Annotated in this window: 10 protein-coding genes and 1 rRNA gene; all 11 read left to right on the forward strand. The window is 45.0% G+C overall.

Annotated features, from left to right (window positions below; all coding sequences use genetic code 11):
• The first annotated feature begins 3 nt into the window (after positions 1 to 3).
• Positions 4 to 645 carry a hypothetical protein gene (locus KSP24_RS12395; RefSeq protein WP_013370935.1) on the forward strand — a complete coding sequence of 214 codons (642 nt, stop codon included), beginning with the start codon at positions 4 to 6 and terminating at the stop codon, positions 643 to 645.
• Positions 646 to 661: 16 nt separating this feature from the next.
• Positions 662 to 1,927: a TRAFAC clade GTPase domain-containing protein gene (locus KSP24_RS12400; protein ID WP_013370936.1), complete on the forward strand. Its 1,266-nt coding sequence runs from the start codon at positions 662 to 664 to the stop codon at positions 1,925 to 1,927.
• Positions 1,924 to 4,953, forward strand: a complete 3,030-nt coding sequence (locus tag KSP24_RS12405) for a GAP1-N2 domain-containing protein (protein ID WP_216975237.1) — start codon at positions 1,924 to 1,926, stop codon at positions 4,951 to 4,953. Before KSP24_RS12400 ends, KSP24_RS12405 begins: the two co-directional genes overlap by 4 nt.
• A 210-nt stretch (positions 4,954 to 5,163) precedes the next feature.
• The gene (locus KSP24_RS12410; protein WP_064963235.1) at positions 5,164 to 5,631 is read left to right on the forward strand and encodes a MarR family winged helix-turn-helix transcriptional regulator; all 468 of its coding nucleotides are present in this window, start codon (positions 5,164 to 5,166) and stop codon (positions 5,629 to 5,631) included.
• A 91-nt stretch (positions 5,632 to 5,722) separates the two neighbouring features.
• The gene (locus KSP24_RS12415; RefSeq protein WP_064963234.1) at positions 5,723 to 7,099 is read left to right on the forward strand and encodes an MFS transporter; all 1,377 of its coding nucleotides are present in this window, start codon (positions 5,723 to 5,725) and stop codon (positions 7,097 to 7,099) included.
• A gap of 85 nt (positions 7,100 to 7,184) precedes the next feature.
• Complete coding sequence (locus tag KSP24_RS12420) at positions 7,185 to 7,754, forward strand: hypothetical protein (protein ID WP_216975238.1); 570 nt, start codon at positions 7,185 to 7,187, stop codon at positions 7,752 to 7,754.
• A 69-nt stretch (positions 7,755 to 7,823) separates the two neighbouring features.
• On the forward strand, positions 7,824 to 7,973 hold the full coding sequence (gene rpmG, locus KSP24_RS12425; protein ID WP_013370941.1) for a 50S ribosomal protein L33: 150 nt from the start codon (positions 7,824 to 7,826) through the stop codon (positions 7,971 to 7,973).
• A 508-nt stretch (positions 7,974 to 8,481) separates the two neighbouring features.
• Positions 8,482 to 8,727 (forward strand): type B 50S ribosomal protein L31, encoded by a 246-nt coding sequence (locus tag KSP24_RS12430; RefSeq protein WP_013310118.1) that lies wholly within the window; start codon positions 8,482 to 8,484, stop codon positions 8,725 to 8,727.
• Between the two features lie 609 nt (positions 8,728 to 9,336).
• Positions 9,337 to 11,916, forward strand: a complete 2,580-nt coding sequence (locus KSP24_RS12435) for an S-layer homology domain-containing protein (protein WP_216975239.1) — start codon at positions 9,337 to 9,339, stop codon at positions 11,914 to 11,916.
• A 26-nt stretch (positions 11,917 to 11,942) separates the two neighbouring features.
• Positions 11,943 to 16,517 carry an S-layer homology domain-containing protein gene (locus tag KSP24_RS12440; protein WP_216975240.1) on the forward strand — a complete coding sequence of 1,525 codons (4,575 nt, stop codon included), beginning with the start codon at positions 11,943 to 11,945 and terminating at the stop codon, positions 16,515 to 16,517.
• Positions 16,518 to 17,010: 493 nt separating this feature from the next.
• A 16S ribosomal RNA gene (locus KSP24_RS12445) occupies positions 17,011 to 17,074 on the forward strand; the annotation flags it as partial.

Here is a 17,074-nt window from a genome sequence, read left to right on the forward strand (position 1 = left end):
CTTATGCAGTATAGGGATGCACAGCCCGGTGATCCTGTGATTTCGGAGCTGAGCCACAAAATTGACGACAACCGGGTAGTGTTACGCTGGCAGTGGCCTGAAGGTGTAGCCGTAGTCTATATTGCCAAACAATCAGCCGATGCAGGTGCGAACGGGCAGAATGAAACGCCGACTTCTGACCTGAAGCTTTTTACACGAGAGGAATATAAGGCCGCTGGCAGCTATCGTGACCGGATTGAAGGCATTGGACGTGTGCGGTATACCGTGTATCCGGCTGTTCGGGAGGAGGGTGACACCTTTGTAATCCGTCAGCCAGACGGAACCAACCAACTGGAGTTGAGCACGGGTAGAGCCAAAATTAAATATGCGGTTCACCATAAAAAAAGCTGGTTTCGCAGCCGCAAAACAGTCCAGATTCAGGTGACAGCCGAAGTTCCTGTTCCGCAGGAGGCGCTTTGCTACGTAAAGAAGCGTGGCGGCTATCCGGTTGACCGGGACGATGGCACCTTGTATCCGTTCACGGCACCCTTTGCTGCAGGACGGAATGTTTTACCCGCTATTGAAGTGGGGGGAGATGAGTATGTGCGGCTGTTTTTTACGGACGGTCAGAAGTATGGCACGATATATGAATTAGTTCCTGAATGAAAGGAGGCCACAACCGATGAGTTTTCTTAGCAATTTATTCAGAAGAAAGCCACAGGCCGAACCGCGGCCGTTATTCTATGATATTGTGTGCCCTTATTGCTTTAGTAAATTTTCCCCAGAAGAAGTGGTATTCCGTGCTTCCCATCACCGTGAAGATGATGAGGATTACGCTTTGGGTGAAGATGAACTGTTGAACAAATATCGGGAGCGTTTTGGCTTGGATAGTGTACATGATATGGAGGCAATTCTTCATCCCTATGATGTACCTGAGGAACATCGCTTGTATTCAGATCATGTGTTGACAGGTCTGACGGACCGTTACGGTGAGCTGACACGTCACCGACTGTGCCCACACTGCCATAACGAGCTGCCTGTGACCGCAGGCAAGGTGCCGAGTAATATCATTTCGATTATTGGGGCTTCGCAGGCGGGAAAATCTGTATTTATGACCTCTCTGATTCACACGCTGCAGCATGTGACGGCCGATCATTTTGATGCAGCTTGCATGCCGCTTAATGCAGAGATCAGCCGCAAGTTCCGCACGATGTATGAGGAACCACTGTTTGAACGAGGCGATCTGCTTACATCGACACAAAAAGAAAAGATGCAGGAGCCTTTTATTTTCCAGTTTGTATTTAAGGATGAGGAAAAGCCACCACTGACATTGGTATTTTTTGATGTAGCTGGTGAGGGTATGGTCGATCAGGACTATCTGGGACTTCATGGACAGCATATTAAAAATTCTGCGGGTATTCTTTTTATGGTCGATCCACTGCAAATCCGTTCTATCCGGGAACGTATTAAGATTAATCTTGGCGATAAGCCTGGTGAATGGGTCTCGCAATATGATGAACCGCGTGATGTCGTACTTACGATGTTCGGTGACTTTATTGCATACCAGGAAAAAGGCAAGACGGACATTCCGACCGCTGTGGTCCTGACCAAAAGCGACATGCTTACTGCGCTGGCAGATGAAGAAGGCACATATATCAAGACAAACAGCAATATTTTTAATCCAATGGAACATCGCAAATACATGGATTTGGATGAGTTCGCGAACATTGATGGCGAAGTTCGGCGCTTTATCGAGAAGGTGGATAAGCCGTTCAAGGGCACAATGGATGTATATTTTACAGATACAGCCTATTTCGCAGTTTCTGCTCTAGGTAGCAATCCAGTGGACCAAAAGCTGCAAGGGTTGGTTAGTCCGATCCGTGTAGATGAGCCATTCATCTGGCTGCTCTATAAGTTGAAGTACATTGAGGGGAGAGAATCACATTGAGTTTATCTACCTCTCATATGATACAGCAGCAAATGTATACACGGGAACGGCGCGGTATTTTCCGTTCTACGGAAGGCTTCGATACAGTAGCTAATTCCAAAGGGTTGGATGCTTCATTTATTAAAAAGGTGTTGCATCCTTTATGTGTGTATGATGCGCCTGCGGCTTTGACAGCGCGTGGCGAGAAGCAGGAGAGTGTCTATCCCGAAGCTTTACATCTGGTACGGACAGAGTCCGGGGGTGTTGTGCTCGGACGCAGTATTTATAAAGCAGCGGATTTCACTGGGCTTCGGAGCGCCTTTTTTACGCATAACTATGTGATTCCGGCTGGACATGGTGAATCTCCGTCTGATTATAAGCAGTGGCTGAACACTTCGTTTGCCGATACCTATGATATTGAGCAGGGAACGGAATTACCGGAATTAGAGCGTCTACCAGGTGGTAGTGTATTTCCCGCTGTTGACCCGTCTGCAGTACTGGCTCAATTGCAGCTGAGCGAAGAAGTGTTCAAGCAGCTTTTATACGCTGTAATGATGTCAGCTGCGGGTCGCAAAAAGGTATATGTAGCGCTGAATGTTCCAGCAGAAGCGGTAGCATCTTCAGCCAAACAGCTACTGGGTGTGTTGTATGCGGCATTGCCTTATGCATTTCGCAACAGACTCGGATTTCTTACATATGCGCAGGAACCGAACAGCAGAAAAGGCATTCACTTAATGTTTGTTGAGCCATTCAGCTTGCGTCCCGGTGATCGGAATGTAGAAAAGGACTTTGTATTTGACCTCTCTAACAATAGTCGAATACTGAATGTGGATACAGAGCAGGCGAAACAGCCGTATTTTGACTGGATTGTCCGTACGCTACTGAATGGCGAGGCTCCAGACGATTTTCTCAAATTTGCCGAGCAAATGCTGACAGGCATGGAGGCAGGGCGTGAACTAACGCCTTCCAGCTATCATGAGCTCATTACGCTGTACAGAATTGAGCAGGGAGAGCGGTCATTATACAACGAGCAGCGAATCACTGTGTTACGAAGCTTGACTGATTATTTATCGCCATCTGATGCGCTGCCACGTAAAATGCGGCTGAATGATCTGTTTCTGTCCTTTTTTGATCATGAGTTTGATCGGGTGAAGGATGGACACATTCCAGATGTAGGGCTGGTTGATTGCTTCAAGGACTATTATAAAGTTCATGCACGCAGTAGCGAAAATCGGCTGGTGGAGTATTTAATCCGTTCGCTAAACAACGCTTATACTGCCAGAAATACGGAAGCAGTCACGTATATTTATCATACGATTGAAGAGAATCCGTCATTAGGCAAGGTCTATTTTACGAAAGTACTGGGTAATCCGGCACTCACGAAAATGCTGTTCATTCCCTACATGGACAGTCAGATGAAAAGAACGCCTGATGTAAAGGGTCTATTGGCTGTGGTGCATGAATGGGGCAGTCGGTATATCGAAGTGTCAGCGAATGCCGATTTTCAGCTTTTGGCCGAATCTGCATTGATGGGCAAGCTGCGTGCCGAGAGAAAGCCGGTAGAGACTGTGGCTGCCATTCACCAACGCTTGCGTCAATGGGACAGTAGTTCTGCCGTGGGTACACTGTCCCCGTTGGAGCAATCCGGATTAACAGAGCGCTTACGGGAAGCATCGGATCGATATTTACTCACTGAAGTAGAGCTAAAAGAAATATCACCTGATCAGGTCGTACAGATTCCCTTTTTCACACGGCCCGATTTGGTGCAGTGGGTTGGAAAGTTGCCTGCTCCTCTCAAGGGACAAGCAGTGCGATTGATTGCGGCTTATGATTGGTTTAACACGGAGGACCCGGAACCATCGGTGCTAGACGGTCTGGAGCCAAGCGAAGTAGAAAAGGTGCAGGATTGGGCTTACGGTTGGCTGCCCCAGCAGCTTGCAGAAGGCCATTTTGCCCGTCTGTTGCCAGCTTTCTATCGTTCTGATGGTACTGGCGAAGGAATACTGGATTTTGCCCGCCTGGTCAGTTCGATCCGCAAATGGGCAAAGGATAACGATACGATGTACCGCTTTATCCGCTGGTCGGAGGAACACGCTGAGTTTGCTACTCCACGTGGTGGTTTTGAACCAGCCTACCGGCGTGCGTTGCTTTTATTCTTCCAAAAGGAAGGACGAGAGGGCCTGCATAAAAAGCCGCTATGGCGTCAATATTTTGAACCAGCTAAGCCTGTTTTTAAAAATTTCTATCAGGCAGCAAAGCGTGAGACAGACACACCTTTGGTCAAAACGCTTCGTCGTTTCCGCAAAGGCGGTGTGATTTCCGGGATCGTATTAATCGTTATTGCAGGAACATTAGGCGGTCTGAAAGCAACCGGGATCATTGGATCTGTTGACACACCAACGCCTGCCGCTGCTCCAAAGCCTGTACAACAGCCAGTAGAGCCTACAGTGCCGGTAAAAGAGGAGCCTGCTGCAATAGTGACACATGTACCTAACACCAAGTCCACTACGAAAATGGTCAAGCTGTTGTTTGCGTTTCAAACATCGGCAGAGCAGGCAGAATTTAAGCCTAAAAAACTCGTCATTGTCGGTGCGGATCAACAGGAGCACTCATACGAAAATTTTACGCTTACTGAACAGAACGATAAGGAAGCAGCCAGTAAAGCTAACAATGGTTCGTCCGGTGACGTTAACACTGAGGGCGCTACCACCAAAAGCAAGACAGGTGCCGGAGAATCCACAGGAAGTGGTTCTACAGATCTGAGCGGTACATCCAGCGGAAAAAGCGCTGATCAGACTGGAGCAGTGACAGACAACACAGCCGGAGGCGCGACTTCAAAGATATCAACTGAGGGTAGCGGTATAGCAACCGATCAAACCACCACCAGCACGTCCGATGATGGTACTGGGACAACGGAATATGATCTCGACAAGTATCCTTATCGTACGCTGTTGACTATTTGGCAACGGCTAGAGCTAAATGATGCTAGCACGGTTACTGTGGATGGAAAAGATTATCCGCTGGTTCAAGTGAAAGCTGCCAACTAAGCAACTATAGACAGTAAAAAGACGGGTTCTTTTTGGAACCTGTCTTTTTATATGTATAAATTTATGCATAAAATGTATTCGTGATTCTGAAACTGACTGTATTTAGTAGACGATCATTTTACGAAGGTATTGACACCAAATAGGCAGCTGATTAAAATTAGTTGGAATTCAAACTATTAAAATTCGATAGATAAGGAGGTTAGTAGTGAAATGGGAAGTGAGGTGTATCCCGTTTGTCTTCCTTGGGAAGAAGAGAGCACGATGTACTTAATTAAATGGATTTTCACCACCGTCCGGCGTGAGATTGAAACAGCACTGCGCCCTTTGGGGCTTACCTCCCCACAATCGCAGACGCTCTATATACTGGCGATGTCGCCTGGAGTCACCAATACGGAGTTGGAAAAGCTATTGCTTATTGATAAATCAAGTGTTACCAGCCTGGTAAACGGGATCGTTAAGAAAAACTGGGCAGTACGCCAAAGTCATCCGGAAGATGCACGAATGAAGCAGATTTATTTGACCGAGGAAGGCTTGGAGATTCACAAGGTAGCCGAACGTACCATTGAGCAAATTAAAAGCTCCGTAGGCAAAACGTTATCTGTCGGAGAGTCGGAGACGCTGCGTGGTTTGCTCAAAAAAATTCTTCACGATTACCGTCCTGCGAATGCTTGCGTTTGAGCGGATAATTAGAAAAGTTTGCCCGGCTGAGGAATCTATGAGCTATAAAATGTCACCTAGATAAGATGTTTACAGGAGAGGGAGAAACCAAATGGTAAAAGAACAAACTTATCCCAATGCGGATAAGCTTATGCGTGTTTTGGCCTTCACACTTGTTTTTTCAGTGATGAACGCTTTTATGTTTAATGTTGTTATGCCTGTCATTCGGGAGGAATTTCATATTAGTGCCTCCGATGTAAGCTGGCTACTGACGGGTTATATGATCGTGTATGCAGTTGGCTCGGTGACCTACGGCAAGCTTGCAGATAAGTATCGTCTCAAAGATTTGCTGACATTTGGGATTATATTTTTTGCACTAGGTTCGCTTATTGGACTGTTGGCCAATCAATTTTGGATGTTAATTGTAGCCCGTTTGCTTCAGGCCACAGGGGCTGCTGTTATTCCGGCAACCGCTATGATTGTTCCCGTTCGCTATTTCTCAGCTGAAAAAAGAGGGCGAGCTTTAGGCGTCACAGCAATCGGCTTAGCATTAGGTACTGCGCTGGCTCCCATTATTTCCGGTTTGATTACAGGCTTTGCGAGCTGGCGTTTTTTGTTCGTCATTTCCATGCTGCCACTGATCGCTTTGCCGTTCTTTCGCAAATACCTGGACGATCAGCGAGGAAAGGATCAGAAGTTCGATTTTCTTGGCGGATTATTGCTGGGTGGAACAGTGGCCTGCTTGTTGCTTTCCATTTCACAAGCCAATATGATGTTTTTTCTGATCGGTGTGGTTTTATTTGGACTGTTTATATGGCGCATTCATACTGCCCACGATCCGTTCATCCAGCCAAAGCTGTTCCGTAACAAGCAATATTCATATGGGCTTCTTATCGCTTTTTTAGGGACGGGGATTAGCTTTGGATTGCCGTACTTGGCACCACAGTTTTTGAATAGTCTCAACCAGCTTACACCAGCTACGATTGGACTGATTATGTTTCCCGCTGCTATTGCGTCAGCTCTATTAGGAAAAAAAGGGGGGCGTTTGGCCGATAGCAAAGGGAATTCAGTTCTAGTTTATACAGCCGTATCGCTATTGTTTATCTGCTTTATCAGCTTGTCTACATTTGTAGGTGCATCTCCGTATCTGATTTTGTTTTTGCTTATTTTCGGAAATGTAGGTCAGACCTTTATGCAGATTGCCATGTCCAACACGATTTCTCGTACTTTGTCGAAAGATCAGATTGGTGTTGGAATGGGGCTGTTATCTCTGTTGAATTTCATTGCCGGGGCGATGACAACAAGTATTTTGGGCAAAACGTTAGATAGTTCGTCGTCCTTTCATTTGAATCCGGTCGTATCTAATGTCCAAGTGTTCAATTTCAGCAATATATTTACGGTGCTTGCGCTGATTGCGCTTGTGACGATGGGGCTTTACGCATTGCAGTTCCGGCGGGGTCCGCGCGGTAATACACCTGCTGTCGAATAAGGATAAACATTTTATGTAAGCTCATGCGATAACAAGGGTATAATATAGAAGGAGAAATTTTCTATGGAAGGACGGAGTGCCCAGCATGACAAGAAACCTTCAATATGTACCCTATGGTTATGAACCGCCAATCGAAACGCACAAAGGGACTATGGTCTACTATGATACGTTTGAGCAGACTACAGCTAGTGAGCTGGAGCTTTTTGCCGAAACGGGGGCTGCACTGTCTTTTACAAAGCTGGTGCTGTATCCGCTACATGAAGAAACGGTCAGAAGAATGTGGAAGCAACCAGTACGCTCGTATTATAAGCGGGTCGGCGAGCTGGGAGAGTGGCAGCGAGAGCAGGCTTTGAGTGCTGTTGTGATTGAGAACTGGGAAGGTAAGCGAAAAAAGTATACGCCAATTGAAGCAACCATTCGTTTTTTGGCGGAAAAGTATGCAACTCCGCTTTTTTTGTATATGAGTCCTGAGACTGCTAATTTGTGCGCTTCCTATGCATCCTTTGGAGAATGGATTAGAAACGTCAGGTTGCTGCTTTCGAGTGAGCCATTGGAACTTCATCCCAAGCTAGTACAGTACCGTAATCGCTGGAACACAGTAAAAGAAGCAACAAACCGCGACTCTAAGGTTGACAAAGAGGAGCATGAATTATAGAATAGAACTAATCGTAAAAATTACTATTGTAATTGTATACCATGTATTCCAATTGAGGAGGAAGAATAAATGCGCGTTATTGTTACCTTGGCATGCACCGAATCCGGTGATCGCAACTATACAACAACCAAGAACAAAAGAAATCATCCGGAGCGTATTGAAATGAGAAAATACTCTCCGCGTTTGAAAAAGTACACGATTCATCGTGAAACTAGATAATTTGTGGTTTGCTGCATAGCAACCTGAATGATCTCTTCCTGAGCGAAGCCTGTAAGTTTGCAAAAAGCCTGCGTTATGGAACCGGCGAAAACTTGAATTAGTCCAGTGGACAGAGCGTCCAAAGTTAAAGCTAGCACCTAAGAGAACGGCTTCTTTTCATGGTTGCATGATGGATGCTGAGCTACAGTGGCACGCTTTGCCTTTTGAATCGAAAGCACGTGGTCACCGAGTTTTCCTATGCTGATGTCAGCATGCGGGACGAGCCGGAGGACCATTCACAATATGCTTATATAACGATGAAGGCTGACGAAAGATACGGAGCGTTCGTGTAATGGGCGATGCAATATATACGGCATCGTTTGCTTGTCGTTTACGACCTTGAGCACAACCGTTATGATCTGTCGTCTTTTTTCTGAGACATAACCGTTCCTTTTGCCAACTGATGGAGCATTGCGTCAGTACGTTTGAAGATTGAAACTAAAACTACATGAAAGATTAGGTGAAACAAATGAAAAAAGATATTCATCCAACATTGAACAAAGTTATCTTTTTGGACCCTAGCTGTGGATTCACTTTCCTGAGTGCTTCTACTAAATATTCGCAAGAAACGATGGAATGGGAAGATGGCAACACTTACCCAGTTATCCGTGTAGATACTAGCTCCGCTTCACATCCGTTCTTCACTGGTAAACAAAGAAACGTGGATATTGGTGGACGTGTGGATCGCTTTAACAAAAAATACAACCTTAAGTAAGACTCGTGGAGAGCTGTGTTTACGGATTATACCAATAATTCGTAAACATAGCTTTTTTGTTATCTACGATTACTTGATACAGCCAAAGCCCAATAAGAACACGAAAGCAGCAGCTTCTCCGGAACGATCCGTGAAGTTGCTGCTTTTTTATGCTTAATGAAGCTGTACAATAGTCGACAATGCTAATCTTGGCAAACTGATCATTTTAAAACGTAACTCCATACTTCGCATGAGGCTGTCTTAACTTAAAAATAATCGCAGGTTTCTAGCCTGCGATTATTTTTTTATAGAACAAGTATTATGGTTAAGGGAAGATCCGGATAAATCACTCGCGGAAATGAGTTATTTGAAGAATATAGTTGGGGACTTAGTGCAACCAGCATCAATTATATAAGATTTTGTTCAGAATTGGTTCAGAGCTTTCGTATATATTAATCGAAACGACATAAATCACTTATTTTCGACAAATATATGAATAAAAAAATAATATAAACGCATTATTTATCGATAAATTCAGTGAATAGGCTTTATTAACTTTGAATTAGGTAGAAACATTTCGAAGATTGAATAGGGTCGTTTTACTTAAAAGTAAATTAGGAGGTACAACCATTGAAGGTTTATTCACTTAAGTGGGCAGCCGCTCTTGTTGCTCTTCAGGCGACGTTTGGTACTTCTGCTCACGCTGCAACGCCTGCCAATAATTCGTTTTCAGATATATCCTATGTGACGAATGATAAAATGGTGGCCATCCAAGAAGCTATACGCCAGGGGCTTTTATCGGGAGATCCTCAAGGAACTTTTCGCCCTGCAGCAACATTAACTCGCCAGGAGCTCGCAGTATTATTGGTCAGAGCTTTAAAATTGGACCCTATTTCAAGTTCTTCTACTTTTAAAGATGTGCAAAGCAAACAATTTGCTGCGCCATATATAGAAGCCGCACAAAAAGCCGGGCTTCTATCCGGGGATGGATTAGGAAACTTCCGTCCGAACGATTCTGTTACGCGTGAAGAGCTGGCAGCTGTGTTTGTTCGTGCAGTCGGAGGGGTTAATGCAGAGGGCGGATCAAGTATTTTGCCTAAAGATCAGTCCTCGGTAAGCCAATGGGCGGCTGGAGCGGTAGATAAGGCACTTCGTTTGGGTTTAATTGACATTCATGACAGCAGGCTCAATCCCACAGGTGAAGTAAAAAGGGAGGATATTGCTCCTTTCCTGCTGGATATTTTCAAAACTCAAGAGCAAACGGCTACGATCAATAGCGTTGATGGAGATATTGTAACAATTGATAATGTTCCCTATTTAATAGAAGGAAAGTTGAAAGAGTTGATCGGAAACTCCAATAAAGATGCGTTAAAGGGAGCTATATTAAAGTTTAATTCGCGCAATCGTAATGTGGACGGGCTACAACAATTGGAGATCGTGCAAAAAGATGTTGTGTTAAACACCAATGGTCTACCGGAAAGCAGCCTGCTTCGAATTTCGGGTGATGGTGTTCAGATTAAAGGGGATACCAAAGGAATAATTGAGCTTAAAAACGGTGTCTCTAATATCCAGCTGAATGGCAACGTAAACCATCTTACTGTGAATTCCGGCAGTGATATTTCTATTAAAGGAACAGGGACAATTGGGGAGCTAAAAGTTGCCAACGCAAACGCTAAAGTGACATTGAACCCGAATTTTAAAGTTGAAACGATTAAGCTACCTAAAGATATTTCTGTTTCACAAGTTATCCAAAATTACAACGAAGTACAAAAGCAGATTGGACAAATTCAGTCCGCTGACGGGACGGTTCAAAAAACGACTACAGTTACATCGAGTAGCGTGACATTTTCATCTGGAGGTGGAACTTCAACAAATTCAGTGACTAACCATGCGCCAGGCGTTACTACCGGGTTTACAGATATTACGTTAAGTACAGCAGATGAGCCTAAAAAGATTAATCTGGCAAATAGCTTTACCGATGTTGACGGAGACACTCTGACTTACACAGCGGAATCTTCGGTCACGAACGTAGCGACGGTATCGGTGAATGGAAGTCAGCTGACTCTCACACCAGTGAGCGCAGGAACAACCAAGATCACGGTTACGGCGAACGACGGCAAGGGCGGGACCATAAATAGCCAGTTCAACGTGACGATCACGCCGGTGATCCCGGAAGCCGTAAACCATGCGCCGACGGTGAACACGTCGATCAGCAATGTGACGACAGGAGCCGCAGACGGCATCAAGACGGTGAGTCTTGCGGGTGTGTTTGCAGATGAAGACAGCGATGTGCTGACATACACGGCAACCTCGACGAATGCAGGCGTGGCGACAGTAGCGGTAAACGGAAGCGACCTAAAAATAACGCCAGTGAACGCAGGCACCGCCATGATTACAGTAACGGCGAACGACGGAAACGGTGGCACGGTGGATACGAATTTCACTCTAACGGTGACTCCTTTGCCTGCGGTTAATCACGCTCCTGTTGTTCAAAACACGATAAATGATATTTCTACAGAAGCGGGTGCTATGGACACAACTATTGGACTTGCTTCAACTTTTGCAGATGAAGATTTGGACTTGCTAACGTATTCCGCTGGTTCATCGGACCCTAGCGTAGCAACGGTTTCCGTTACAGGCGATCAACTGAGTATTACTCCGCTTGCAGTCGGGAGTGCTACAGTCACAGCCACCGCAGATGATGGGAAGGGGGGAACCGTTCAAACGATCTTCCAAGTCACTGTTGGAGAAAAAAGAGGACTTTTCTTCTCTGAGTTGGCATGGGGGGAGGGCGACCCTATGATGCAGATTATTGAGCTTTATAATGCGGGTTCTGAGGAATTGGATGCTTCGAAAATTAGAATTGAACGCAGTGATAGTGGAAATTCGATCGAAATAAGTCAAAACGCTGGTGCTTCTATTCCAGGTGGAGCTACTTTTGTGATAGGAGATACCATGTATTTTGGTGATGCACATGTAGATTACTTCATGGATATGGGATTTTATAACGACGATTCAGCACCTGTCACTTTATCGCTCTATTACGATAATCAGTTGATTGATACGGCCGTGTTTCAGCCTCATACCACTATAGCTAGACAATCCGATGTTACCCATGGAAATGCAGGCCACTACGAGGCGAGTGAATGGTTTGATGAAGGTATCGATTATACGGATAATATCGGTATCTTTAACAGTGAGGCACCGTAATGAATAAAAAGAATAGAGGGAACATCATGAGTTCTAAGCCCAATAAATGGCTGATTACATTAGCCTTGGCTGCACTTGTTGCTCCAACGGCTTTGCAGACGATTGCATCTGCTGCCAGTGATGCGTCAAACGGAGTAGCTCTGGCGAGCCTGCCTTTTAAAGACATCAATAATATTGCTTCAGAGCAAAAGACAAGCATCCTGCAAGCCATTGAAGCCGGGCTTATGCATGGCGACCCGTCCGGATCCTATCGGCCAACGGATTTGTTGACCCGTCAAGAAATGGCGGTTCTGTTAACTCAAGCTCTTCAACTCTCTATTTCTAAAGCAGCAAGTAGCAGCTTCTCGGATGTAGACTCGAAAAATTGGTCCAGTCCCTATATTGAGGCTGTACATCGTGCAGGACTCATGAATGGAGACGACGGCTCCAAATTCAGGCCCAAAGCGGCAGTAACCAGAGAGGAGGCTGCGGTTCTGCTTATGCGGGCTGCCGGGCTTCCTATTACAGCTAACGCCACGGAGTCTGCTAAACTTACTGATTGGAATCGGGTCAGCCCGTGGGCACGGCCATACGTTAATACGGCTTTACAGTCGGGCTCCATGAAGACGGATCAGTCCGGTTTTAAACCTAAATCGTCCGTTCAGCGTCAAGATATAGCCCAGTATATGATGTCTACCTTTTTCCCCAAGGACCATGTAGTCCAACTCCAAAAAGTAGAGGATGGAAAGGCCTGGATTAACGGGATTGAATATAAACTCTCGGATTCAGTTAAAGGAATCCTGCAAACCTCTAACCAGGAGATTCTTAAGGGAGCAGATATTCAATTTGTAGCATCACAGCGGACCATTGAATCAATCACCAAACTGGTCATCCATGCGAGTGGGCAAGCCCCGATAGGGCAAGCTTCCGAATTCAGTGGCAATCTTGTATTAGATGGTCATAACTCCTCGATTGACGGAGATTTAACTATTGACGGCGACTACATTTCGGTTATGAATTTGAATGTCAAAAATAGTTTTACAGTTACGTCAAGCCTTGAACATGATTTCTATGCCTCTAAATTTACGGCACAAGAAAAAACATATATTCAGGGCGGTGACCAAAACACCGTATTGTTTAACACATCTGAGCTGCAGGATGTCGAGGTATCCAAACAGGATGTCCGCGTAGTCATTCAAGGAAATTCAAGGGTAGATCAAATGACATTGACTTCCAATGCAACGATTGAAAATGATTCATCCTCAATGATACAGCAGTTAAAAGTTCTTACCGGTGCCCAGCAGGTAGAGTTGCAGGGGACTATTCAGCAATTGTCAGTCAACAGTGATCAGCCCGTAGCTCTGACAGGCCAGGCCTCCATTAATACATTGGTGGTGAGCAGTTCCTCCTCGGTCAGTCTGGAGGTAGCTGGAACCATTTCAAATTTACAAGTAAATAACTCTGAAGCAAACATTAGTGTAAGCTCCTCTAGCCAAGTCACGAATACTTCATTTGCAGCAGGTGTGTCCTCTTCGACGGTATCAGGAGTCACTACAACTTCTTCCAGTAGCTCTTCCGGTAGCTCGCGCTCTACGGTTGTGACCAATACAGCACCGAAGTTAGTGACCAAATATGACGATCAAGCCGTAACGGTGGGCGATTCTGAACTTCAAATTGACTTGCTTGGGCATTTTACGGATGAGGAGCAGTCTGAGCTCAAATATACGGCTGTGTCGTCTAGTACAAAAATCAGTACAGTCCGAGTAGAGGGAACCAACCTGTCTATCAAGGCTGTTGGCAAAGGGACTGCGACTATTACGATCGCTGCAGATGACCAGGCCGGGAAAAAAGCGGGCACGAGTTTCAAGGTCCGTGTTAATGAATCTCCTGTTTCATTGGGTATCCCTGATCAAAGCGAACAGCTGGGAAGCGACGATGTGACCTTGTCTTTAGGATCATATTTTACAGATTCTGAAAATGATCCCATGACCTATGAGGTTGTGATCGATGATCCTTCCATTGCCACCTTTACCTTGACGGGTGATCAATTGGTATTAACTCCGGCAGTTGTAGGACATGCCCAAGTTACTGTCAAGGCGTCCGATGGTCGGGGAGGCAGCGCAAACCAGTCGTTTCAATTAGTGGTAAGTGCGGGACCTAATCAAAATCCGGTTGTAAATCAGAAGCCAGGTAACCAAACGCTCACTGTGGGCGATGCGGACTACATCCTGGATTTATCCCCGGTATTCCTTGATCCGGACAGCAAACCAATGACCATTTCGGCAGAATCCTCGGATCCTTCCATTGCGACGGTCTCCGTTAACGGAAATCAAGCCACGGTTCATGCGGTTTCCTCAGGAACAGCAAACATCCAGCTAAAAGCGGCTAATAGCCGTGGAGGCGAGGTTAAAACCAATTTTGATATTACCGTTAATGAACCTCCAGCATCCATGGGAATTCCGGATCAAACGAAACAAATCAATTCAGGTGACATTCAATTATCTTTAAATGACTTCTTTACCGACCATGAGAAGGATTCGTTGTCATACAGCATTGATATTTCCGATTCTTCGGTTGCATCTGCAGTGCTCAATGGGGACACGCTTACCATTACACCGTTAAAGATTGGCAGCACATCAGTATCCGTTAAGGCATCCGATGGCCATGGAGGCAGCACAAGCCGGTCGTTTCAAATGGAAGTAACCGCTGTACCTAACCAAAATCCGGTTATAGATCAGCAGCCGGGTAATCAGACACTGATTTTAGGTAATTCAGATTATACCCTGGATTTATCTTCGGTATTCCACGATCCCGATGGCGACTCTGTGGACGTTTCTGCAGAATCTTCGGATTCGTTAGTCGCTGCTATATCCGTTAACGGAAACATAGCCACAGTCCATGCAGTTTCCCCAGGAACAGCAACGATTACGCTTAAAGCAGAAGATGGCCGTGGGGGCGAAGTCGCTACTAATTATGATGTTAGCGTCAATGAATCCCCGATTTCCACAGGGATTCCGGATCAGATGAAAGAAATAAATACAGGCGATATTCAATTGTCCTTAAATGATTTCTTTTCCAGTCCTGATAGCTATGTTTTAACTTACGATGTTCATAGCGTTTCTGACCCGACTGTTGTGACGGCTGCCGTTTATGGGGATATACTCACTCTTACACCATTAACGATCGGTAGCACATTAGTATCGATCAAAGCAACAGATGGCCAGGGAGGGGAAGTAATCGAAACTTTCAAAACCACCGTCACAGCTGGACCTCCACAGAATCAAAATCCAGTAGAAACTAAACCTGCCGACCAGTCGCTTACTGTAGGTGATGCGGTTTACTCACTCGATTTAGATTCCGTTTTTACAGATCCTGATGGAGATACGTTGACCTTTAAGGCAACCTCTTCCGTTCCGTCTGTTGCTTCGGCGGAAATCACTGGAGACCAATTGAAAATTCAGGCACTAAGTGCAGGGACGACAAGCATAGAAATCAAGGCTACGGATGGTCGCGGAGGGGAAACTTCAACTACCTTCCAGGTCAATGTCCAGTCATCCGGTTCGTCTAACCCATCTTCAAATCAACGCCCTCAAGTAGAAGCTGCCATTTATGAACAAGTGTTGACTGCAGGAGTTACCAATCCAAGAAGCTACGACCTATCCCAATTGTTCAGTGATGCTGACGGGGATGCCCTGACGTTTACTTCTACTGTTGAATCAAGCGGTGTGGCAAATGCAGAGGTTAACGGATCAACGCTGACTCTTACTCCGGGTAATCAGGCAGGAAGTACCAAGGTAACGATTACTGCGGATGACGGGCATGGTGGAACAGCCACCTATAATTTTCAGGTAACAAATGCTCCTCTAACGACGAACGGAATTGTTCAAATCCGAACCAAGCAAGGGGTCAAAGATCCGATTACTTATGACATGTCAACAGTTTTCCCGGGTGAAACTTCATTTAAAGTCTATTCGGGTACGGCAGATTCTACCTTTACTGGACCAATCCCTCTTAACGGAACAGTTTGGACATGGAATGGGGATATTTCTCAATACTACTGGGTAATCGGGGCGAACGGATCTGCCACTGTATTCCAAGTGATAGCAAATCCTCAAGGGCCAGAGGATCTATATTTTTCCCAGTATCTATCCTTAGATAAAACCCGGACTGCTATTGAGCTGTTCTACAATCCGGTAGGAGATACTTCTAAGCCTATAGAAAATGCAGGATACTCACTTGAGATTCATCAATACAATCTAGCTACAAATACTCCCAAAGTGTGGAGCCAGCCTATTAATTCGTTTTGGAAAGGTATGCCTTATATATATATCGATTCCATTTTTTATGACTTTTTCGACATTGTCCCTGCGACATACTATAATGAAGAATTGATGTTACTAGAAACGAATACAAACGTAACGACAGGCTATGTCCTGAAAAAGAACGGTGTAACGATCGACGTTTTAGGTGATCCTGACGGCAAAACACAATTTATGCCGAATGATGGGACTATTATCCGAAAATCGGGGATTAAGTCCGGTTCCTCCTCCTATAACCTTCCGGGAGAGTGGAACTCTTATCCAACTGGAACGCTCCAATATTTTAGCCATCATACTCCATAACATTTTGTTGAATTAACGGGAAGCCGGCGATAAAATCGCCGGTTTTTTTTATATTTTTCAGATTTAAGTCACCTTGATTTGTGGTTGCTTAAAAGCCAGCCGAATTTGCACAACCTTCATCGGTTTTGGGGTTTGTTTTGATTTTAAATTAAACTCGAATTATTTTAGCAAATAACACTTGCTATATAATTTGATTATGTGTTATATTCTTATTCCGGCCAATTAAACAAGATATTTTGTCGGTCAGCTAATGAGCAGAACGAATTTGAAGAAAAAAGAAAAGAAGTTGTTGCAAAGTTAGTTGGAAGATGATAATATATAAGAGTTGCTGTTGAGAAAAAGATAGCGATGGAATGAAGAATTTGATCTTTGAAAACTGAACAACGAGTGAGTAAACTGATTTTGTTCGCAAAAAATCAAACAATGAGATATTTTATCTCGTCAGTTTCAACATGAGCTAATCGCTCTTTCTATAACCAGCTTCGGTTGGTCTTTAATGGAGAGTTTGATCCTGGCTCAGGACGAACGCTGGCGGCGTGCCTAATACATGCAAGTCG

The sequence above is a fragment of the Paenibacillus sp. AK121 genome (assembly GCF_019042715.1).
In the GTDB taxonomy this organism is placed as follows: domain Bacteria; phylum Bacillota; class Bacilli; order Paenibacillales; family Paenibacillaceae; genus Paenibacillus; species Paenibacillus polymyxa_C.

What these genes read in the sequence shown, in the direction of transcription:
- KSP24_RS12420 (WP_216975238.1), top strand. Translation starts at nt 7,185, where the DNA reads ATGACAAGAAACCTTCAATATGTACCCTATGGTTATGAACCGCCAATC.
- KSP24_RS12400 (WP_013370936.1), top strand. Translation starts at nt 662, where the DNA reads ATGAGTTTTCTTAGCAATTTATTCAGAAGAAAGCCACAGGCCGAACCG.
- KSP24_RS12440 (WP_216975240.1), top strand. Translation starts at nt 11,943, where the DNA reads ATGAGTTCTAAGCCCAATAAATGGCTGATTACATTAGCCTTGGCTGCA.
- KSP24_RS12395 (WP_013370935.1), top strand. Translation starts at nt 4, where the DNA reads ATGCAGTATAGGGATGCACAGCCCGGTGATCCTGTGATTTCGGAGCTG.
- KSP24_RS12410 (WP_064963235.1), top strand. Translation starts at nt 5,164, where the DNA reads ATGGGAAGTGAGGTGTATCCCGTTTGTCTTCCTTGGGAAGAAGAGAGC.
- KSP24_RS12430 (WP_013310118.1), top strand. Translation starts at nt 8,482, where the DNA reads ATGAAAAAAGATATTCATCCAACATTGAACAAAGTTATCTTTTTGGAC.
- KSP24_RS12415 (WP_064963234.1), top strand. Translation starts at nt 5,723, where the DNA reads ATGGTAAAAGAACAAACTTATCCCAATGCGGATAAGCTTATGCGTGTT.
- rpmG (WP_013370941.1), top strand. Translation starts at nt 7,824, where the DNA reads ATGCGCGTTATTGTTACCTTGGCATGCACCGAATCCGGTGATCGCAAC.